Annotated in this window: 21 protein-coding genes and 2 pseudogenes; 13 read left to right on the forward strand and 10 right to left on the reverse strand. The window is 35.3% G+C overall.

Going from position 1 to position 21,861, the window contains the following annotated elements:
• Positions 1-31 precede the first annotated feature (31 nt).
• Positions 32-3,130 (reverse strand): phosphoribosylformylglycinamidine synthase subunit PurL, encoded by a 3,099-nt coding sequence (locus tag HUB92_RS02855; RefSeq protein ID WP_209473246.1) that lies wholly within the window; start codon positions 3,128-3,130, stop codon positions 32-34.
• A gap of 99 nt (positions 3,131-3,229) precedes the next feature.
• On the opposite strand from HUB92_RS02855, the pseudogene HUB92_RS02860 reads away from it, so the two are divergent.
• Positions 3,230-4,846, forward strand: a pseudogene (locus HUB92_RS02860) (WPE palindromic element domain-containing protein); the annotation flags it as partial.
• A 16-nt stretch (positions 4,847-4,862) separates the two neighbouring features.
• On the opposite strand, the gene HUB92_RS02865 reads toward HUB92_RS02860, so the two are convergent.
• The 3 genes from HUB92_RS02865 to HUB92_RS02875 form a co-directional block, all read right to left on the reverse strand.
• Positions 4,863-5,629 (reverse strand): IS5 family transposase gene (locus HUB92_RS02865; protein WP_410543338.1). Its coding sequence is split into 2 segments (ribosomal slippage): positions 4,863-5,302 and positions 5,302-5,629, totalling 768 coding nucleotides; the frame shifts between segments, so codons are not numbered across the junction.
• A 124-nt stretch (positions 5,630-5,753) separates the two neighbouring features.
• Positions 5,754-6,542, reverse strand: coding sequence for a GTPase Era family protein (locus HUB92_RS02870; RefSeq protein WP_209473248.1), 789 nt, complete (start codon positions 6,540-6,542; stop codon positions 5,754-5,756).
• A 244-nt stretch (positions 6,543-6,786) separates the two neighbouring features.
• Positions 6,787-9,450: a 2-oxoglutarate dehydrogenase E1 component gene (locus HUB92_RS02875; protein ID WP_209473250.1), complete on the reverse strand. Its 2,664-nt coding sequence runs from the start codon at positions 9,448-9,450 to the stop codon at positions 6,787-6,789.
• Positions 9,451-9,577: 127 nt separating this feature from the next.
• Here HUB92_RS02875 and HUB92_RS06950 point away from each other — a divergent pair, with 127 nt between their 5' ends.
• Entirely contained in the window at positions 9,578-9,709 is a 132-nt protein-coding gene (locus HUB92_RS06950; RefSeq protein WP_255322263.1) for a hypothetical protein, read from the forward strand.
• An 816-nt stretch (positions 9,710-10,525) separates the two neighbouring features.
• Here HUB92_RS06950 and mutL read toward each other — a convergent pair.
• The gene (gene mutL, locus HUB92_RS02880; RefSeq protein ID WP_209473252.1) at positions 10,526-12,343 is read right to left on the reverse strand and encodes a DNA mismatch repair endonuclease MutL; all 1,818 of its coding nucleotides are present in this window, start codon (positions 12,341-12,343) and stop codon (positions 10,526-10,528) included.
• A 7-nt stretch (positions 12,344-12,350) separates the two neighbouring features.
• Positions 12,351-12,842 carry a 5-(carboxyamino)imidazole ribonucleotide mutase gene (gene purE / locus HUB92_RS02885; RefSeq protein ID WP_006280351.1) on the reverse strand — a complete coding sequence of 164 codons (492 nt, stop codon included), beginning with the start codon at positions 12,840-12,842 and terminating at the stop codon, positions 12,351-12,353.
• Between the two features lie 436 nt (positions 12,843-13,278).
• Here purE and HUB92_RS02890 point away from each other — a divergent pair, with 436 nt between their 5' ends.
• From HUB92_RS02890 to HUB92_RS02930, 9 genes are all read left to right on the forward strand, one after another.
• Entirely contained in the window at positions 13,279-13,575 is a 297-nt protein-coding gene (locus HUB92_RS02890; protein WP_010081926.1) for a helix-turn-helix domain-containing protein, read from the forward strand.
• A gap of 60 nt (positions 13,576-13,635) precedes the next feature.
• A complete protein-coding gene (rpoZ, locus tag HUB92_RS02895; RefSeq protein ID WP_209473254.1) occupies positions 13,636-14,031 on the forward strand; it encodes a DNA-directed RNA polymerase subunit omega in 396 nt (131 codons plus the stop codon).
• A 28-nt stretch (positions 14,032-14,059) separates the two neighbouring features.
• Positions 14,060-14,305 (forward strand): monovalent cation/H+ antiporter complex subunit F, encoded by a 246-nt coding sequence (locus tag HUB92_RS02900; protein WP_209473256.1) that lies wholly within the window; start codon positions 14,060-14,062, stop codon positions 14,303-14,305.
• A 6-nt stretch (positions 14,306-14,311) separates the two neighbouring features.
• The gene (gene mnhG / locus HUB92_RS02905; RefSeq protein WP_209473258.1) at positions 14,312-14,599 is read left to right on the forward strand and encodes a monovalent cation/H(+) antiporter subunit G; all 288 of its coding nucleotides are present in this window, start codon (positions 14,312-14,314) and stop codon (positions 14,597-14,599) included.
• Between the two features lies 1 nt (position 14,600).
• Positions 14,601-15,128 (forward strand): DUF4040 domain-containing protein, encoded by a 528-nt coding sequence (locus HUB92_RS02910; RefSeq protein ID WP_015589497.1) that lies wholly within the window; start codon positions 14,601-14,603, stop codon positions 15,126-15,128.
• Complete coding sequence (locus HUB92_RS02915) at positions 15,121-15,540, forward strand: Na(+)/H(+) antiporter subunit B (RefSeq protein WP_006279705.1); 420 nt, start codon at positions 15,121-15,123, stop codon at positions 15,538-15,540. Before HUB92_RS02910 ends, HUB92_RS02915 begins: the two co-directional genes overlap by 8 nt.
• Positions 15,537-15,848: a cation:proton antiporter subunit C gene (locus tag HUB92_RS02920; RefSeq protein ID WP_006279706.1), complete on the forward strand. Its 312-nt coding sequence runs from the start codon at positions 15,537-15,539 to the stop codon at positions 15,846-15,848. Before HUB92_RS02915 ends, HUB92_RS02920 begins: the two co-directional genes overlap by 4 nt.
• 138 nt (positions 15,849-15,986) lie before the next feature.
• Positions 15,987-17,939: an RNA polymerase sigma factor RpoD gene (rpoD, locus tag HUB92_RS02925; RefSeq protein WP_209473260.1), complete on the forward strand. Its 1,953-nt coding sequence runs from the start codon at positions 15,987-15,989 to the stop codon at positions 17,937-17,939.
• Positions 17,940-18,079: 140 nt separating this feature from the next.
• Positions 18,080-18,811 (forward strand): SGNH/GDSL hydrolase family protein, encoded by a 732-nt coding sequence (locus HUB92_RS02930; protein WP_244663113.1) that lies wholly within the window; start codon positions 18,080-18,082, stop codon positions 18,809-18,811.
• Here HUB92_RS02930 and HUB92_RS02935 read toward each other — a convergent pair.
• Positions 18,740-18,889, reverse strand: a complete 150-nt coding sequence (locus HUB92_RS02935; protein ID WP_209473262.1) for a hypothetical protein — start codon at positions 18,887-18,889, stop codon at positions 18,740-18,742. The two genes, HUB92_RS02930 and HUB92_RS02935, sit on opposite strands and share 72 nt — an antisense overlap.
• Here HUB92_RS02935 and HUB92_RS02940 point away from each other — a divergent pair.
• A protein-coding gene (locus HUB92_RS02940; RefSeq protein ID WP_410543339.1) for an IS5 family transposase occupies positions 18,864-19,630 on the forward strand; the annotation gives its coding sequence in 2 pieces (ribosomal slippage) (positions 18,864-19,191 and positions 19,191-19,630; 768 coding nt in all). The genes HUB92_RS02935 and HUB92_RS02940 overlap by 26 nt on opposite strands.
• 220 nt (positions 19,631-19,850) lie before the next feature.
• Here HUB92_RS02940 and HUB92_RS02945 read toward each other — a convergent pair.
• Positions 19,851-20,617, reverse strand: a protein-coding gene (locus HUB92_RS02945) for an IS5 family transposase (RefSeq protein ID WP_410543339.1) whose coding sequence is annotated in 2 segments (ribosomal slippage) — positions 19,851-20,290 and positions 20,290-20,617 — 768 coding nt in all. Because the reading frame shifts where the segments join, the coding sequence is not laid out codon by codon here.
• On the opposite strand from HUB92_RS02945, the gene HUB92_RS02950 reads away from it, so the two are divergent.
• A complete protein-coding gene (locus HUB92_RS02950) occupies positions 20,592-20,768 on the forward strand; it encodes a GDSL family lipase (protein ID WP_209473409.1) in 177 nt (58 codons plus the stop codon). The genes HUB92_RS02945 and HUB92_RS02950 overlap by 26 nt on opposite strands.
• A 180-nt stretch (positions 20,769-20,948) precedes the next feature.
• Here the strand turns inward: HUB92_RS02950 and HUB92_RS07250 are convergent.
• Positions 20,949-21,537 (reverse strand): annotated as a pseudogene (locus HUB92_RS07250) (IS110 family transposase); the annotation flags it as partial.
• Positions 21,534-21,749 (reverse strand): hypothetical protein, encoded by a 216-nt coding sequence (locus tag HUB92_RS02960; RefSeq protein ID WP_080717592.1) that lies wholly within the window; start codon positions 21,747-21,749, stop codon positions 21,534-21,536. The gene HUB92_RS02960 and the pseudogene HUB92_RS07250, both read right to left, overlap by 4 nt.
• Positions 21,750-21,861 lie beyond the last annotated feature (112 nt).

Here is a 21,861-nt window from a genome sequence, read left to right on the forward strand (position 1 = left end):
TTATTTAGCATAATAAGAAAAATATTTTATATTAGCATGCCACATCTTTCAGATCTACTTTTAAAACATCCTTTATGTTTAGCACCTTTTTCTCTGTTACTTTGCCAATACATGAATAAACTGCACCTTCAAACAATTCTTCAAACCTCTTCTGATTTTGTGGTGCAATAGTAACCAAAATTCTACTTTGCGATTCAGAAAACATTATTATCTTGTTTATTATGTCTGTATTTTGTATTTTTCCTATTGGCACTAGTGAAAGATCGATTTCAGCACCAAGGTCTCCTGCAATTAGCGATTTTGCCAGAGCAATAACTAATCCGCCTAAGTTTGGTGCAATTGCAGAGGCAATTATGCCATCTTTTATTGCCTGGTTGTAACGCTCATACAACTTCCTAGCGCTCTTTGCATCAACTTTTGGTACGTTGTTATTACCTATTCCACTATATAACTGATATTCAGATCTACCAAGTTCATCAAGTGTTTCTCCAAGCACATATATCAAGTCCCCTGGCATTTTTACATCAAGCGATACCGCATTTTCAATATTTTCTATAATTCCAATTGCTGAGATGAGTAATGAAGGTGGTGCAGAGATTATCACTTTCTCGCCATTTTCATCATATCCCTTGAAGTCATTGAACATACTGTCTTTTCCGGATATGAATGGTGTTTTAAATGCAGTTGCGAAGTCGTAACAAGCCTCTGCAGCTTTCTTTAGTTGCCACAACCTTTCTGGATTATAAGCATCACACCAACAAAAATTGTCGAGCAACGCTAGATGATTTATATTCCCTCCTGCGGCTACATAGTTGCGTATCGCGGTGTCAATTGCACATGCTGCCATGTGGTAGGTGTCAATTTCTCCATAACTTGAGCCAAATCCTTGCGATTTTACAACACCTTTATTTGAAGAAAGGATTGGCCTTGAAACAATAGCTTCACTGCACACTCTTCCCTTGCCCTGCAGTGGTTTCAGCACTGACGACCCTTGAACCTCATGGTCATATTGCACCACTATGAACTCTTTGCTGCAAATGTTTGGTCTGCTCAGCATTTCTTTTAGTTCAATTGCTAAAGAAGGCGAACTTGTTGTCATTCCAGCGCATAGCGCTGGAAGCCCCTTAGACCACGGTTTCGTCTGTAAATGCACTTTGGGATTACCATCATGCAGAAATTCAGTTTCGATGTCCATTATTACTGTCCCTTCAGGACATTTAACAACAGCTTTACCACTCTCATTAAACTCTCCAATCACACAAACCTCCACATCATGTTTTTTCATGATTTGCTTAAACATAGGGAGATTTTCTTCTGGCACTGCTAAGGTCATTCTCTCTTGTGATTCTGATATCCATATTTCCCACTGAGCCATACCATCGTTTTTAAGGAGAACCTTGCTCAAATCAACTTCAAATCCGTCTTTTCCCATTTCACCAATAGACGACGACAGCCCACCTGCTCCGTTATCCGTTATTGCATTATAAAGATCAAGATCTCTTGCTTTTATGACGGCATTGGATAATTTTTTTTGTGTTATAGGGTCACCAATTTGCACAATTGTTGAAGGGCTATTTCCCGATAAAGCCTCTGAAGAGAACGTTGCACCGTGAATTCCATCTCTTCCAACTCTTCCGCCAATAATTACAATCTTATCGCCATTTTTTGGTCCTTTAATGTGTGAAGGTGCATTATTTATATTGCGTGGAATAATTCCAATGCTTCCGACAAAAACTAATGGCTTGCCACAAAATCTATCGTCGAAATATACCGATCCAAGTTGTGTTGGAATACCAGAGCAATTACCAGCAACATTAACACCGTGAATCACTTCTTTCATTATATATTTTGGCGGTAAGATCTCATCAGTGCGCTCTTTATCCCTATAAAATTTGCCTTTTGCTTCTTTGGCAAAGCAAAAGTAATAGGTATTCATTATAGGCTCTGCGCCTTTCCCGAAACCCACTATATCGCGATTAACTCCAAGCACTCCGGTCATTGCTCCACCAAATGGATCAAGAGCTGAAGGGCTATTGTGAGTTTCAACTTTATCTACAATCAAGTAATCATCATCAAAAATTATTCCTCCTGCGTTGTCGGAGAAAACTGACACGCATATATCAGAATTTATCTCACGCGTTGCACGCTTAATATAATGAGCATATAGACCGTCTTTTATTTCATCAATAGGGGAGCAAAAAATATTGTGTTTACAATGTTCAGACCAAGTCTGTGCCAGAGACTCAAGTTCAATATCATATGGATTTCTACCAAGTTTTTTAAAGTAATCCTTTATAGCTTTCATTGCTGCCAGCGAGAGCCCTAAAGTGCCATTACCATCGATTCCATCTCTGCTGATTTTCTCAAGTTCTTGGTCACTTACATTTAAATCAACAGATTTAGCCCCATTACTACTTGATATCACTCCAGTGCTCTCTTTTGTCATCCCAGCCTTTTTTTCTGTCATCCCAGTGCTTGACACTGGGATCCATTCTTTTTTTTCCTGGTCACGCGCTGGAATGACACCGGAGTGGGTATTTAATGACTTATATTTACCATAATATTTCCAGCTATAGTTATTATTTTCTTTACAGATAAGTGTGCAATACTCAGTGATGGGGTTGAACTCTTGTTTTATATCATCTTCGGTTGGTAAATCTCCTTGACTTAGAATCAATTTTGAACTTCTTGCTTTGATCTCAATTGGTGTCATTCCAGCGCGTGACGCTGGAATCTGCGTTTTCTCTTTCTGGATCCCAGTGTCAAGCACTGGGATGACAAAAGAAGGGGCTGGGATGACAGGCTGGTCGATATAGCCTTTGCTTATTAAATACTCTCTAACAATTTGTTTCACTGTGTTGCCTACATTATCGGTCATGCCAGGTAGGAAGCTTATTTCCAAGCCCCACTTTGCTTGTGGTTCTATGAAATCATACGGAACTTCTTCAAGGTTTTCATTGTAGGAATAATAACGGCAGTCTTGTATGACTTTATTATAAAATAGCCCGCAAATTTCTTCATATAATTTGGATGGTAATCCTTTGCGTATGTAAATCGAGTAAACGTTGACTAACCATCTGCGGCCAATTTGCTCGCATTTATTTAAAACTTCTATTCTAATGTTTGCCATGTAATGTTATAAAAAATTTTAATATATAATAGCATACAAGCACGTTTATATTTTGAATAATTTCTATACAATAAAATATTGTATTAATTGTTACTGTTAGTGGGAAGAGTTTTTACCGTTAATGTGGATGAATCTCTTTTTGATGTGCTGGTTCAGCACATATTTTCTGAATATGAAAGAGAAAAAATTCCTGAAGTAAAAATCATACTTCCTTGCAAGAGGGATGTGATAGCGCTGCTGAGTGCATTCAAGAATCATAACGCTAAAAAATGCATAATTTTGCCAGAGATAGTTTCGCTAGAGAATATTGATGAGGAAGATTTAATATTAAATCTTGATAGGGTTAAAGTTATCAAGCCAACAAAAAGGACACTGCTACTCATTCAATTCATATTAGAGTGGAATAGAAAAAATAATGATAATTTTCCAATTGATTTAGCTTATAACCTGCCATCACTGCTTGATAAAATTCAATCTACCCAAACAACGGATTGTTATCAATTTGATGAACATTCAAAAAAAATAGAGAATTTCATAAGCTTACTCACTGAGACTTGGAGTAAAACTTTAAAAGATTTAGAAGTAGTAGATATATTAAAACATAAGAGTGATTACATAAACAATATGATAATCTCTTTACAAAAAGACCAATATATAATCTTTGTTGGAATTGGAAAGGATAAGTCGTTAATTAGGGCTATATATGATCTGCCATTTGGAAAAATAATTTTGCCTAACTTGAATTTGAAAATTAAAGAGAAAGACTGGAAATCGCTTGATAAAAAACATTATCAATATTGCCTGAAAGATCTGCTCGATTATTTAAAAGTGGATAGAAGGGATGTTAGTTTTCTGCCAGAAGCGTGTTCTCCAGTGCCCAGACACTGGGATCCAGAAAACTTAACTTTAAATGAGCGCACCAGGTGGCTGTATAATGAAAACTGGATCCCAGTGTCAGCTACTTGGATGACAGAAGAAAGGGCTGGGATAACAGGAAGTCCTGAGGAATATCTAGATTACGTCTTTGATACAACTGCCGATCTAAGCAAAGTTAGTAGTGGACATGTTGGCAATATTGAAGTCATCACTTGTGATTCCAGAGAGGAAGAAGCACAAGTGACATCATTAATTATAGAAAATGAAGGTTATGAAAACATTTCTTTGGTCGTCTTTGATAAATTACTTGCAGCTCGTATAGCATGTTTATCAAGGCAACACAGTGCCATACCGGAAAATTACCCTTATATAACGCTTCTGCTTTATAGTATCGAAGTTTTGACCTCAAATTGGAGCAGTGTGTCATTACTTTCGCTCCTTAAACATAGGCTAGTGACTTTTGGTTACACTCAAGAAGAGTACACTCGGATTTTATCTGAATTTGAAATAGAGATATTACGCAACTTTAGTACAAATGGTCTGAGCGATATTATAAATGCTATCAATGCCCATAAAAAGCTAAAATACAAAGAAGATATATTACTTATTATCAGTAAGTTAGAGGTTATATTTAATCCTTTACTTCGTTCTATAAATTGCTCTATTTTCGATGTGGTAGCAACTCATTTGCAGTGTATTAATATATTATCTGGTATAAATTTTTCAGAGCTAAATAGTGAAATAGGTAATTTTACCTGTAATTTCTCAAATGCATGTGAGGGTGTAGGAATTAAATGCTCCTTAGAGTTATATAGCCAAATTCTGACCTTATTTTTAGAACCTGTCTTGAAAGGAACTAAGCAGCTAATTTAGCAAGCATAATAGTAATCATATTAAAGGAGATATTAGTTTTTGAAGTAAGAGGAGAATGCTCATAATCCTTGCTCATACGTCTAAAATTGGAAAGCCAAGCAAAAGTTCTTTCAACAATCCACCGTTTAGGAATAACTTGAAATCCTACAGCATCAGCTGCTTTTTTAGTAATCGTCAATAAACATCCTGTTTTCAATAAACAGTAATTTTGCAATTTACCAATATATCCCTGATCAGCGAGAAACCTTTGTAGCGTTGAAGCTTTTCGTTTAGCTTGAGTAAAAAGATTTAGAGCACCATCACGATCTTGAATGCCTGCACTATGAACATCAGCTGTAATAATTAGGCCTATTGTATCCACAATGATGTGACGTTTTCTACCCTTTATTTTCTTGCCAGCATCATATCCTCTGGATCCCCTTTTTGAGTGGTTTTCACTGATTGACTGTCAATTATTCCTACCGAAGGTATTTCATTTTTGCCAACCATTTTTCTTACCTTTTTTACTAACATATCGTGTATTTCTTCCAATTTGCCACTATTACGCCACCTGAGAAAATAATCATACACCGTTTTCCATGGCGGAAAATCTTTTGGCAGCATTCTCCACTGGCAACCACCTTTCATTATGTATCTTATTGCATTAATAATTGTTCTAATATTGTACTTTCTTGGCCGTCCTACTGCACCTTGTGCAACACTTGGCTCCAAAATTTCCCATTCTTTGTCACTTATATCACTTGGATACATTTTTACCTACTATTTTTTACTTATCTCATCATATTCTCTTTCTCATTTCTTTTCAAGACAGGCTCTGAGGCTCTATATTTAAATGAGCCTCAGTATATGCAATTATTTTAAACTTTATCACCAGCTATATACTACAATGTTGCTGAGCTTTGCTAACATTTACACTTGAAGCTTGGGGAGATTCTAACTCAGTGCTTTTTTCTTCCTGCAAAATAGAAAGCTTCAACAACTCCTTTAGAGTTGATTTTGCAAGTGTTGTATCATCTTTGTTTAAGATGTAGTCTAGCATGCCGTTTTTCTGTAAGAGATTAACAAAATATCTATCTCCCTCATTAAGAACCTCTATCTTGTTAATACAAGATAATACTAAATCCGAATTCTTTGTTGCTAAAATTCCATTCAAAAAGATATCTAATTTTGTTTTATCTTCAGTTAAGTCTTCAGCTAACCTATTTCTGATATTCTCATTGTCAAACACAATGTACTCGAGGTACGAGGAAGGCTCAATAAGTATAAAGTCCTCTAAAGGCACTAGTTCTGGATAGGTGCCAGCGTAATCAAGTATGCCACACTCAGTAATACACCCTCCTTTTCTTATAACACAGCAATTGAGACGACCATGATACATTGATAACAAAGAAAAAAGACGTATTATACTTGTACCTCTATCTTTCATTTCCTTGAAAAGCTTCCTATCATTTATTAATTTGTGCAAAATGTAATCCATAGCAGGACCTGGTTTGCGGAAATGAAACATATTATTCTCTTCAAAAATGGCCTCAGCTAATTCGATAGATTCTTTATCCTCATCTACAAAAGCTTTTTCATTTCTATTTAACTGTATGATCTCAGCTTTGCTATCTCTGCGTAGACCAGTTCTCCTTATTAACATCTCAAATATTTTTGTATTCATATATATCCTATATTAATTAAAGTAAATATTAATAATGTTTACTTTTTAAATAAAAATAAATGAAAATTTTAATAAAAATTAATTTTTTTTTAATAGAATAAAAATCTTTTATATTTGCTTGAGTACCAAAAGGGCTTTATTGGTGTAATGCGTTTTCTATTGCGCCTGGCTGCAGTGCCCAGCGTCAAGATCTGATGAACAATGTTCGCTTGCCAGCTTTCGCTTCAATATTTGCACAATTGTGCTAGATCCCCTGCATAACCTGCTTTAAAATCTCCTCCTGCTGCTGAGTGTGAACACTAACATAACCACATGCAGGAGATGCAGCAGCAGGTCTTGCGATACACTTAGGTCTTTTTGCTTGGATATCGAGATTAGATAACACTTCTTCTATCAATGGGTTGACAAAAAACCATCCTCCCATATTTTTTGGTTCTTCTTGACACCATATAATTTCAGCGTTTTTGTACTTTTCAAGTTCATTACTTAGTTTATCGGCAGGAAACGGATAGAATTGTTCTAAACGTATCACTGCTATATCGTTTATTTTTTGTGCTTCACATACTTCAATTATGTCGTAGTAAACTTTACCGCTGCATATTACAACTTTTCGTACTTTATCACTTGAAACTAAACCTTTTCTACATTCTGGAATCACCGTGAGGAATTTTCCTTCAAAGTCAGATAGGTTAGAAACTGCTCTTTTATGACGCAATAGTGATTTAGGTGTAAACACTACCAGAGGCTTACGAAAGTCTCTATGCATTTGTCTGCGTAAGACATGGAAGTAATTCGCCGGAGTGGAACAATTAACTACCTGCATATTATCCTCTGCGCAGAGTTGCAAAAATCTCTCTATACGTGCGGAGCTATGCTCAGGTCCCTGTCCTTCATAACCATGAGGCAGCAATAAAACTAGACCGCTTGATCGCAACCACTTTGTTTCTGCAGATGCGATAAACTGGTCGATCATAATTTGCGCACCGTTTGCAAAATCACCAAATTGTCCTTCCCAGAGCACCAGTGAATACGGAGAATCAAGACTATATCCATATTCAAAGCCCATTACAGCATACTCAGATAGTGCGCTATCTATGACCTCAAAGTGAGCTTGCTTTTCATTTATATTGTTTAGCGGAATAAATGCTTCTTCTGTTACCTGATCAACAAGCCTTGAATGACGGTGCGAGAAAGTTCCACGACCAGAGTCTTGTCCTGATAAACGCACTCCTATTCTTTCTGTGAGCAGTGATGCAAACGCAAGACTTTCGGCAGTTGCCCAGTCTATATTACTACCAAAATTTATGCTGTCTATTCTGCCATCGAGTATTTTTCTAACCTTATTGTTAATGTTAAAGTTACTTGGGATATTGCTATTTATACGCACACCTAATTTTTTCAGCTCATCTGGCGGAACACCAGAATCCGTGTAGTATTCGCTCAAATCGTTCAGCTTTGCTCTTCTTAATTTTGACCACACTCCACCGAACCAGTCAGCTTTTTTTGGAGTGTAAGCCGCTGATTCAGCAAGACTTTTATCTAATTTTGCCCTGAATTCACTGCGCAATTTATTTACTTCATCGCCATCTAATACTTTCTCTGCAGTCAATTTTTCTTCATACAATGTTCCAGGAGTTTTATGCTTTGATATCGCCTTATACATAAGTGGCTGAGTGAAATTCGGTTCATCACCTTCATTATGGCCATATTTGCGGTAGCACATTATGTCAATTACTACGTCCTTTTTAAATTTCTGCCTATATTCCATCGCCAGACTTGTAGCAAAACTCACAGCTTCCGGGTTATCTCCATTGACGTGAAACACTGGAGCTTCTATTGATTTTGCTATATCAGTGCAATAAAAAGAGGATCGTGCGCAACATGGGTTAGCAGTAAAACCAACTTGGTTATTAATGACAATGTGCACAATGCCATCCACTTTATAGCCTTCAATATTGCTTAAGGTTAAAGTTTCAGCAACCACTCCTTGACCGATGAAAGCCGCATCACCATGAATTGATATGCCAAGCACAGATCTTATATTCTGTTTTGCTCTTATTCTTCCAGCCAAAACCGGATTTACCGCTTCAAGGTGAGATGGATTAGGGCATAAACTTAAATGTATTTTTTTGCCACCTGAAAGTGCTCGATCAGAAGAGTAACCAAGGTGATATTTAACATCACCGGACACCTCAAGACCACTTGGGTATGCAAGATTGCCTTGAAATTCAGACAGCATTGCCGCATATTCTTTCCCCATCACTTTGGTTAGAACATTGAGTCGTCCGCGGTGAGCCATGCCAAGGACTATTTCTTCAATACCAAAAACCGTAGAATCACTAATGATTTTTTCAATTGCAACGATAGCTGACTCTCCACCTTCGATAGAGAAACGCTTATACCCAGGAAATTTCATATGGAGAAATTGTTCGAACATCTCAGATTCGATCAAGTGCCTCAGTATTTCTTTTTTGTCTTGTGAGCTCAGCGTATAGGTTTGATTTTCGATCTTTTCCTGCAGCCACATTTTCTCTTCATAAGAGGAGATATGCATAAATTCAAAACCGATATTCTTGCAGTAAATATCTCTATAGATTCCAGTGTCACTTGCCGGAGATAGATTCGAGTATTTTTGATAATCTACTTCCTTATTCACATTGGGTGATAACGGATTAAGATCCGCAAAAAAATGACCGTAAGATCTGAAAAAATTTGCTAAACTAGAAACTGAATCATCCACCTTAGTTACATGTTGTGCACCGCAGGTCTCCGCTTTATTAACTTCTAAATTGCTTGAAAAAATTCTATACCAATCCTCCCCGATTGATTTATCACCCTGCAAATAACGGCTATACATTTCTTCCACAAATTCTGCATTATCACCATAAAGGCAGCTTAAACTCGACATAATCACTATAAAAAGTATCAAATACTTATAAGTATAACTTAAGTTTTTTAAAAAAGAACTTTTTTAGTTTCTATACGTCATACCGCCGCGGTATCTCTTAACATAGATCCCGCTAACACGTAGCGGGATGACGATTGTCAGGGTGTCATCCCAGTGCGTGACACTGGTTCACTCTATAATGGCAGCGCCCCTATGGTGTCATCCCAGTGCCCAGACTACTTGGATCCAGAAAAAAGAATGGTGTCATCCGAGTAGCTGACACTGGGATCCAGAAGACTTAATTTCAACCAAGTGGCTGCATAATAAAGGCTAGATCCCAGTGTCACGCACTGGGATGACAAGGTATAAACCTTATCGTCACGCCGCCACGAACCGTCATACCGCGATTCATTCGCGGTATCTCAGCCGCTAACAAGAGATCCCGCTAACACGTAGCGGGATGACGATTGTCAGGCCAGCGCCCCTATAATGTCATCCGAGTAGCCGACACTGGGATCCAGATTGGATACTGAGTTGGTGAGTATAAAAGTATAGCTTCTACGTCATACCGCCGCGAACCATCATACCGTGATTTATTCACGGTATCTCACATAGATCCCGCTAACAAGCAGCGGGATGACAACAATCCTACGTCATGCCGCGGTATCTCTTAGCCGCTAACAAGCAGCGGGATGACGATTGTCGGTGAACTTAAGTTACTTTAGCCATAAATATTTAAGAAATTTACCAAACGAAAAAAAGGCAAAAGAAGCCCCGAGTAGCGAGTTTTGACTCTATATTACTGTAAGTGGCGCTGTAATAATGTGCTGACGCTTAGTTTAAGCGCGGTTTGGCTGAATGTAGAAAAAATTTAAAAGACATGCAGCCGCTATAATTTTATGTAATCCGCCAAAAAATACCCTGAGTTTTTTACTGAATTTTGTCATTGAGCCTGCAGGTCAAAAACAAGTTTTGAGTCATAAATACCCTTAATACTATAATAAGGGCGCTGGCGGAGTTTGTCAAGGAAGTTTTTTCGTTTCTATGAGCTACTTGGATGACGAGAAAGGAGCACTTACATATTTATGGCAACCTCTTACCTCCGCTCAAAAAGTTTTTCAATATCACTGAGTTTCATTTCTATATAAGTTGGTCTTCCGTGGTTGCATTGCCCGGAATATGGGGTTTTTTCCATTTGTCTCAGCAGCTCATTCATTTCATCTAACCTCATTTTTCTACCCGCTCTAATTGATCCATGACAAGCGATAGTGGCCAATATTTTGTTCACTTTATCTTCTACTGGCAATGTATCTTCTATTTCCGTTAATCTATCAATTATGTTAATTAGCATCTCTTTCACATCTATTGCTCCCAAAATTGCAGGGATTTCTTTTACTATCACTTTATTCTCTGATTTGATTTCAATATCAAAACCCATTTCAAATAACTTATCTTTATAGATTTCAATCATCTCCATTCCGGCTTGATTTTTGATTTCAACCGTTTCAGGAAGAAGTAGTTTTTGTCTTTTTATACTTGATTTTTGTTTTAAGCATTCATATACTAGCCTTTCGTGGGCTGCATGCTGGTCGACTATAATCAATTTGTCTCTTACCTCGGCAATAATGTAAGTATCATAGACCTGACAGCGTGCAAACCCGAGCGGGTGGCTCTCTATCAAATCAACTTGCTCTAACACCTTTTTTTCTAGAACCATAGTCTCCGCTTGTGATGGTAATTTCTGTATGCCGATATAATCAAACGATTTTGACTGTTCTGATAAGCTTTTTACTCTTTCATTTGGAGAAGCAAATTCTTTTATTAGTTGATTTTCAAAAGGACTTGGCCTTCTTTCATTTTGAACATTAGGTTTATCAAAAGGATCTGGCAATGTTGAATCCATTTTCTGGTCATGCGCTGGAAAGGTGCCTATCCTTCTTGACAACGCTTTAATTAATCCTCTTGTCACTATCTCATATATGAGCTTCTTATTCTGAAACCTTACTTCTGACTTATTTGGATGCACATTTACATCTACTTGATCATAAGGTATCTCTAAATGTAACGCTGCAAAAGGATACCTATCGCTTGGAATAAAATCATGATATGCATACCTAACTGCGCCAATAAGTAAATTATCTTTAATTGGCCTTCCATTAACAAACGTATAGATCTGAGTTGACTTACCACGATTGACGGTTGGCTTACAGATGTGTCCCGTAAGTTTGATGCCGTCTTCTTCTTCATTGACCTCCAAAGAATTGCCCTGAAATTCTTCTTCTACTTCACACAATCTATGAAATAACGAAGTCTGCTTAGCGTATTTTAAGAGCTTTTTATTACCTGAAGTGAGAGTAAACCCTATATGATAGTTAATCATTGCTAGGTTGTTTACAATATCAACAATGCTTTGAGTTTCTGCTCTTTCGGTTTTTAGAAATTTTAGTCTATTTGGAGTAGCGAAAAACAAATCTCGTACTTCAATATGTGTCCCTTGTGATAAAGGGTAAGGAGTTAGCTCCCCTATTTTCTCTCCACCCTCATAACTTATAGACCATGCTTCATTTGCTTCTCTTGCCTTAGACGATAATTTTATCCTACTTACTGCTGCTATTGAAGGCAGAGCTTCTCCTCTAAAGCCAAGATGCTTGATTTCTATTAATTCACTATCGCTCAATTTTGAAGTAGCATGGCGCATAAACGCAAGTTCTAAATCGTTTTTTTCTACTCCGTTACCATCATCTGTCACAATAATAAGGTTACGCCCACCACTTTCTATTTTGATCTCTATTTCTAAACTTCCAGCATCTATTGCATTTTCCACTAATTCCTTTACTACACTTGCTGGCCTTTCTATCACCTCCCCCGCTGCTATACGGTTTATGGTTTTTGTGTCTAAAAGAGTTATTGCCATAGATTTATTATGAAACTGGTTTTTCTTTTACTTCTTTGGTCTGTTTCTCTCTCCACTTTTTTAACCTACCTGCAATTTCACTGTTGGAAATTGACAATATAGATACGGCAGTAATGGCAGCATTATATGCTCCATTTTCTCCTATAGACATGGTTGCAACTGGAACACCCTTTGGCATTTGAACTATAGAGAGTAGACTGTCCAGCCCATTTAATTGTTTACTATGCACAGGAACGCCGATAACTGGTAAACAAGTTAGTGACGCAACCATACCAGGTAAATGAGCTGCACCTCCTGCACCAGCTATAATAACCTTAAAACCTTCTTCTTGTGCAGATTTAGCAAAATTGAAGAGCCTTTCTGGTGTTCTATGTGCAGATATTATGAATATATCATGTGAAACTTCTAATGCTTTTAACATATCAACAGTATGGACCATAGTGGTGTAATCTGATTCACTTCCCATAATAACAGCAACATCTTTTTTTATTTTTGTCATATTCAACACAATTTTACTTACTAACTAAATAATGTTCCAGCTAAAAGGCAACAAATATTTAAGTTATATTATAAATATAATATATAGAATTCTTGTTAAAATAGAAATTTTAAAAATTTAAATAAATATCTATGTTAAGATATAGAGATATAAACTTCTTATGTAAGATAAATTTATAAAATAATTATTTTTGTATTTCAAGCTTTGTAATCTTAGCTTGTTCTTTCTATAAATGGTTTTTTCAGATAGACTGATGGTAAAATGGTAATTTAAAATTACTAGAAATTTGATAAAAATATTAATATATAATCAACTTAAAGTTTTAAATATTGATATCATATAATTATTGACAAGTTACATGATATTAATATCTTGGTATATTAAATATTATGTTATAATATTTAATAAAGTTAATTGATATGTGAGTGTAAGAATTATGGAAATAATATCGTTAAATAACTTAGACAGTGCAGGAATAAAAACAAAGTTGCTTTATATAATAAATAAAATTATAGAAAAAAATGCTTGGACTCAGGCTTTTGCAGCTGAGAAACTTGGTATTGATCAGCCAAAGGTATCGCAAATTAAAAATGGTAAAATAGATGGTTTTTCTTTAGAGCGATTGTTAGGATTTCTAAAAAAACTTGATCATGAGATAACAATCACGATGACAGAAAGCCAAGAAATAAAATCTGAGGCAGAAAAAGTAAAACATGAAGTTGAATCGCAATAGATACAAAGTTGACAACTTGTTTTTTGTGATATAGTATAAAATTTATTAAGGTAGTATCTTATGGCTGAGTCTATTGTAGAAAAGTGTATAGAACGGGTAAGTAACCGTTTCAAATTGGTTCTGTTGGCAAGTCAAAGAACACATGATTTAAATACAGGGGCAAGTAATCCAATTCAAGCAGCTAAGTTTAAAGGTCATAAAAATACCATAGTTTCCTTACATGAAATAGCAGGAAAACAGGTGGATACTCATGAGCTGTTTAGCCTTTTGGTAGGTAGATGCAAGGAATACATGAAAGGAAATATGAATAATGTTTACAGCAGTAATACAAGTAAGCTAGCGAATTTATTAAATTTTTCTGATAACACAGATCTTGATGTAAGTCAAGAAAGCCAAGATTATGAAGTGGATGATGAAATAAATGATCAAGATGGCGATGAAGAAGTATCCGTTTAGAAATCTACTGAAGTTACATAGTCTTTAAATGGTTTGCATTGCTATCTATACACTGTTGTTCTGTATGAGTGTAATGTTGTGTTGCATAGTGTCTAAGTCAAATGATGTGTACAATAAGGTTTTAGCGTTCAATAATTTCTCAACGCAAGTAGTTGTACTTATAACAGCAATATCAATCATTCTGAATAATTTTTTTTTAATTGATATAGCATTGTTGTATGCTAGCGTTAGCTTTATATCAACTATAGCACTAATGAGATTAATGTTGTTTTGATAATTTATGATAGGATCCATTTTCATATTTTTAGGTATTTGTTTGATAATTATTTCAAATATAGGGGTGATCAGATTTCCTGATTTCTATACTAGGTTACATGCAGCAGGTATTACAGATTCTAGCAGTGCAACGTTATTGTTAATTGGTTTTGCTTTGCAGAATGGATTTTCAATCAATACTGTTAAAATAGTATTATTAATTTTTATAATATGGGTAGCTAACTCAACTAATAGCTATATTTTAGCGCGCACTCATTATAAAGTTAAGAAAAAAACTGTTAAAGAAGGCTAAGGTGTTAGAAATATTAAATGTAGTGTTACTTTTGTTGTTACTAACAGTTACGGTTTTTATAGTTTTCTCGCGACATTTAGTCGTAAGTGCTGTTCTAATGTGTGTATTTAGTTCACTGATTGCGCTTATATACTTAATTATGAATGCACCTGATGTTGCAATTACTGAAGCTTCTGTTGGTGCGGGGCTCAGTACAGTTTTTACGTTTGCAGCACTCTCCTTGATAAAGAATCATAAAGTAAATCTATCTCATAACCCTATAACGCTTTTTTTTATGTTATTTCTGGCTGTATGTTTGTCATATTTTATGATTCAATTGCCAGATTTTGGCAGCCACAATGCTCCGATCCACTTGCATGTTGCTCCTTATTATGTGGAAAATACCGAAAAAGCTACCGGTATTCCTAATATAGTGACAGCTATTTTGGCAAGTTTTCGTGGTTATGACACGTTTGGAGAAACTATAGTAGTTTTTACTGCTGCGCTTTGTATAACGTTGATATTAAAAGAAGAAAAAGAAAATGATTAAAGATCCGATATTAAATGCAGTAACATTTTTGATGATACCTTTTATCATTTTATTTGGTTTATACATACAATTTCACGGTGATTACACTCCGGGTGGAGGTTTTCAAGCAGGAATAATTATTGCCTCCGGGATAATATTATATTCAATGCTATTTGGTGTATCTACAACTCTAAAAGCAATACCTTATTCTGTGATTAGATTGACTAACGTGTTAGGTATTTTAATTTATGGAGGAACGGGCGTTGCAACAACTTTACTTGGCCAAAATTTTTTATCTTATGATATCTTGTTAACCAATAATAGAACCGGTCAAAAATTAGGTATTTTTTTGGTGGAATTAGGTGTAGCATTTACTGTCTGCTCCTCTATGTTAATTATATATATAAATTTTGCTCGTAGGAAAAAACAATGACTTTATATAATTATACGATTATTATTGTATTAATGGTGCTAGGTTTATATATTATTATAAACGATAAAAATTTAATCAAGAAAATGATAGGGGTAAGCGTCTTCCAAGCATCTGTTTTGTTATTTTACATATCTCTAGGATATATAAAAAGTTCCTTGCCTCCTATATTGGTTTCAAATTTTTATTCATATAGCAATCCTATACCCCATGTTTTAATGCTTACTGCTATAGTGGTTGGAATTGCAACATTTTCAGTTGGATTATCCATAGCAGTAAAAATGGAAGAAAAGTATGGAACAATTGATTAAGACAAGTGTACATAAATTAACAGTATCTTAAACTATATGAAGTAACAAATAGCCACAAGTTAAAAGTAAAATTATAGACTTGCTCGTTGTAAGTTTGTTTGTTAATAAGAAATAAAATTATAAACTATAAAGGTAATGATGTCAACTATTAATGATGCAGAAGATAAGAAAAAAATTATCAAAGATCTGGTAACTAAGAGTATAAAAAAGGGTGGTTTTATCACCTTTGATGATATAAATGATAAATTATCAGATGAAAATTTTTCGTCTGACTTTATAGATGATGCTATATCTTTATTGCAGGATTCCGGAATTAATGTGCTTGAAAGTAGCGAAGATGAAGAAGATATTCCTTCCAACAGTGATGATAGTAAACTTGATGATGATGACACATCGCCAAATGTTACTGCAACTTTAGTACAAAATGATGATCCAGTGAGGATTTATTTACAAGACATGAGCTCCGTAAAGCTTTTATCAAGGGCAGATGAAATCGAGATAGCAAAAAAAATTGAATCTGAAAAGCATAACATGTTACGTGCAATAATTGAAACATCAGTAACATTAAAGGTGATAAAAGTATGGCGTGATGATTTAAGTAATGGAGCTCTCTTACTGAGAGAAATTATAGATCTGGATGCAATTTATAACTCTGATTTTAATGTGGTACCCAAAGAAGAAAGTGAAGAGAGTGAAGAAAGTGCTGAAGATGTTGAGGATTCTGAGGATGTTTCTGAAGATGCTGAGTACTGTAGTGATGATGAGAAAGATAGTAAAAAAAGTGATGATGAGAAAGACGGTAATAATGAAGATATAAGTTCAGTCAATTTAAATGTTTCTATTCTTGAAATGGAAAGTGACTTATTGCCAAAGGTCATAGTTGCATTGGATGAGATAATTACTTTAACAAATGAAGCGTTGATATTAAGAAAAAATTCTAAAAATTTCTCTAATGAGCTAGAAAATTTGTATAATCAAATATGGTCTATAGCATTACAAATTAAGTTAAGTGATGCTGCTGTTGCCAGAATTACACAAGAACTTTATAAGATAAATAGATCCATTACGCTTGAAGAGGCTAATCTTATTGCTGAGGCTAGAAAATACGATATCGATAGAGAAAGTTTCTATAAAGTTTATGATGACGTGCTTTTAAAGCACGAATTGAAAAAGATAAGTCTTTTAAAGATCAATGAAAATCAGTCCTCTTTTACAGGTGAATTAAAAAACAAATTTTTAAGGTTTATAGACGATAACTCTGAACATATAGCTAGTACCTTGAACGGTATTAAGCAGCATATACAGGAAGATAACGTACAAGAATTTAAGGAGCTAATCAAGAGAATACAAAAACACGAACGAGAAGTCTCTGAAGCAAAGCAAGAAATGATTAAGGCTAACTTAAGGCTAGTAGTTTCCATTGCTAAGAAGTATTCAAAAAGAGGCCTTGATCTGCTTGATTTGGTACAAGAAGGCAATATTGGTCTTATGAAGGCCGTGGATAAGTTTGATTACAAACGTGGATATAAATTTTCAACTTATGGCACTTGGTGGGTAAGACAATCAATCACTAGAGCAATACCTGAGCAGTCTAAAGTAGTTAGAATACCAGTTCATATGGTGGAAATTATCAGTAAAATCAACAGAGCATTAAGAAAGATGACTCATGAGATGGGAAGAGAGCCGACGTTAGAGGAATTGAGTGTAGAACTGACAATGCCACTGGAAAGAATACGCAAAGTTATGAAAATAGCAAGGGATCCAGTAAGTCTTGAAGCTCCAACAGGAAAAGATGATAGTAGTACCTTTGGTGATTGTATAGAAGACAAGCGAGTCTCCAGGCCAGAGGATGCTGCAATACTTGCTGACTTGCGTGGCATTACAACCAATGTTCTTGCAACTTTAACACCAAAGGAAGAAAGAATTTTAAGAATGCGTTTTGGCCTTGGTAAAGATGGGAAGGAACATACCTTAGAAGAAGTAGGAAAAATTTTTAATGTAACACGTGAGAGAATTAGGCAAATAGAGGCAAAAGCACTGCGCAAGTTGAAACATCCAAGCCGTGCTAGAAAACTTAGAGGGTTCTTTTAAGTATACGTGTCAAGTTAAGAAGAAGCTGATTTTGCCCGGAAAAAGTGGAGAGCAAGTTAGGCCAAAGTTGTATAATTTCACCGCTATTTTTCTTTTTCTATGAATCTAATGAAACAACATGCTAATCTACGGTAAATATTATGACAAACAAAAATGACAATTCTAATTCAAAGTATAGAAATTTTTATGTTCTGGGTGATAGCTTATCCGATAATGGCGCAATCATTGGAATTTTAAATAATTTATCCTTTGCAAAAAGCGTAAAATTTGATGATCCTTTTTATCAAGGAAGATCTTTTAGCAATGGCCCTACTGCTGTTGAATATATAGCAAAATATTTAGATTTAGATGAATTTAAACCTGGGTGGAGTTATTCATTTTTTGGGAGATGCCACGAACAGCAAGGTCAGAATTACGCAGTTTCATATGCAACAGCATCTGAAATTTTTGACCCTATTTTTTCTTATTTCTTCAATAAATTTCGTTTAGCTAACCAGCTAGATGCGGTAATTAAACATCATCCAGATATAGGTAAAGAAGATTTATTTTGCATCATAATCGGCGGAAATGATGTTATGGTTGCCACTGCTTATGACGATACTAAAGCGGAAGAAGTGTTGGAACAAGCAGTGAGTGAAATATGTAATGCACTTAAGGTTCTAAATGAACATGGTGTTAAGCATGTAGTTGTTGCAAATGCACCTGAAGTTGGCTCAATACCAGCTTTTAATAGAGATGAAGAAGCAAGGGAACTAGCTACAAAGCTCACGGAGAGTTTCAATGCAAAACTGGCTAAAGGCTTAGGTTATATGAAGAAAAGTACAAATCTTGAAATAAAAGCATTTGATCTTAACTCTAAGAGCCTGTCTTGAAAAGAAATGAGAAAGAGAATATGATGAGATAAGTAAAAAATAGTAGGTAAAAATGTATCCAAGTGATATAAGTGACAAAGAATGGGAAATTTTGGAGCCAAGTGTTGCACAAGGTGCAGTAGGACGGCCAAGAAAGCACAATATTAGAACAATTATTAATGCAATAAGATACATAATGAAAGGTGGTTGCCAGTGGAGAATGCTGCCAAAAGATTTTCCGCCATGGAAAACGGTGTATGATTATTTTCTCAGGTGGCGTAATAGTGGCAAATTGGAAGAAATACACGATATGTTAGTAAAAAAGGTAAGAAAAATGGTTGGCAAAAATGAAATACCTTCGGTAGGAATAATTGACAGTCAATCAGTGAAAACCACTCAAAAAGGGGATCCAGAGGATATGATGCTGGCAAGAAAATAAAGGGTAGAAAACGTCACATCATTGTGGATACAATAGGCCTAATTATTACAGCTGATGTTCATAGTGCAGGCATTCAAGATCGTGATGGTGCTCTAAATCTTTTTACTCAAGCTAAACGAAAAGCTTCAACGCTACAAAGGTTTCTCGCTGATCAGGGATATATTGGTAAATTGCAAAATTACTGTTTATTGAAAACAGGATGTTTATTGACGATTACTAAAAAAGCAGCTGATGCTGTAGGATTTCAAGTTATTCCTAAACGGTGGATTGTTGAAAGAACTTTTGCTTGGCTTTCCAATTTTAGACGTATGAGCAAGGATTATGAGCATTCTCCTCTTACTTCAAAAACTAATATCTCCTTTAATATGATTACTATTATGCTTGCTAAATTAGCTGCTTAGTTCCTTTCAAGACAGGTTCTAAAATGAGAAGTATGTTTAGCGAATACAAGAGCAAAGGTTTAAATTGTCAAGATGCATGCACATCGAACATTGCAGACCAAGTTGGGAGATTTAAAGAAAATATAAAAATACTCTTAAAGTTGATATTTAAAGGGGAACTTGACGTTCACTATAACCCTGGGTGTAGCAAAGAAACACTAAGAACCTGTCTTGAAAGGAACTAAGCAGCTAATTTAGCAAGCATAATAGTAATCATATTAAAGGAGATATTAGTTTTTGAAGTAAGAGGAGAATGCTCATAATCCTTGCTCATACGTCTAAAATTGGAAAGCCAAGCAAAAGTTCTTTCAACAATCCACCGTTTAGGAATAACTTGAAATCCTACAGCATCAGCTGCTTTTTTAGTAATCGTCAATAAACATCCTGTTTTCAATAAACAGTAATTTTGCAATTTACCAATATATCCCTGATCAGCGAGAAACCTTTGTAGCGTTGAAGCTTTTCGTTTAGCTTGAGTAAAAAGATTTAGAGCACCATCACGATCTTGAATGCCTGCACTATGAACATCAGCTGTAATAATTAGGCCTATTGTATCCACAATGATGTGACGTTTTCTACCCTTTATTTTCTTGCCAGCATCATATCCTCTGGATCCCCTTTTTGAGTGGTTTTCACTGATTGACTGTCAATTATTCCTACCGAAGGTATTTCATTTTTGCCAACCATTTTTCTTACCTTTTTTACTAACATATCGTGTATTTCTTCCAATTTGCCACTATTACGCCACCTGAGAAAATAATCATACACCGTTTTCCATGGCGGAAAATCTTTTGGCAGCATTCTCCACTGGCAACCACCTTTCATTATGTATCTTATTGCATTAATAATTGTTCTAATATTGTGCTTTCTTGGCCGTCCTACTGCACCTTGTGCAACACTTGGCTCCAAAATTTCCCATTCTTTGTCACTTATATCACTTGGATACATTTTTACCTACTATTTTTTACTTATCTCATCATATTCTCTTTCTCATTTCTTTTCAAGACAGGCTCTAAAGGATTATTTCTTTTTTGATTATTTCCATCCAACTGCGGAACTTCATCATGAAGTTGGTAATGAAGTGTATGAGTTGATTTGACACAGTTTTTTGAACATATCCTTTTAAATAGTAACCAGACTGCATTCTGTGATTTTTAGCAAAACACGATCTTTCATTTGAGCTTTCTTCAATTTAAAATAAATACAGAAAATTGCTGCCTATAGCTAAACTGACTTAGATTTACCGATAATTTGAAAAACCGTCATCCCGCTACTATATAGTTATTGATATATATTTTCTTTTAAGCTCTTGGTTTTGATCGATAAATGTAATCATTTCATCTTCTAAAGTTTTAATTTGATTACGTAAAATTGCAAGAAGTTCCTCTATTTGTTTGATTATAGATGTATCAGTTACCTGTTGGATTTGGGTTTTTTGTATTTTTGCTATTTCTACAAGTTGGTTTCTACGAGATAATTTTTGTTTCAAGCAATCAATATTACCATTACTAACTGTTAAAGGAGTAACACGCATATCTGTATTATTAATATAACGTGAGATGATACTGCAGTCTATTTTATCAGTTTTTGTAGTAATACCAAGGCTTTTAGCATAGTCTCTCCCACCTTGGTTGAATGACGTACACCTCAAAACCATTGCTTAGTAAAGTATAGGCACATAATTTTTCGTATCCACCAGTTGCCTCAAGACCAATTTTGGTTACATTATGCAAACGTAAAAAGTCCAGCATTTCATCAATGGATTGTACATTGTTTTCAAATATTTTATAATGCTCAAGTGGGTGAATGTGGAGATCTAATTTACTTTTGCTAACATCAATGCCAGCAATAATGTTTGATGAATTCATAATTCCTCCGTAATAATAACATATACTGCATTTTCCAGCCTTATATACGAGCCTAAAAGCTCAATCAGTTGTTCGGAACTTTCAGTATAATAAACCAGAGAAGAGAACCTTGCTGAACAACGATTCTTATAATCAAGGGGCGTGACGATTCCTCTTCTCTGTGTGTCTTTAATCTCACTACTTTGATATTTATAAAGACTTGTTCTTAACATATAAGGGAAGTGTCCTCTAGGTGAGATTGTGGAGCATTCGTTGCAGCATTTGGCTGTTCAATTACGCTAGTTGATTCTTTAGGTATACTATTTCCTTCAAAATTTCCATCTT

Origin of the sequence: Wolbachia endosymbiont of Wiebesia pumilae, assembly GCF_017869285.1 — a bacterium.
In the GTDB taxonomy this organism is placed as follows: Bacteria; Pseudomonadota; Alphaproteobacteria; order Rickettsiales; family Anaplasmataceae; genus Wolbachia; species Wolbachia pipientis.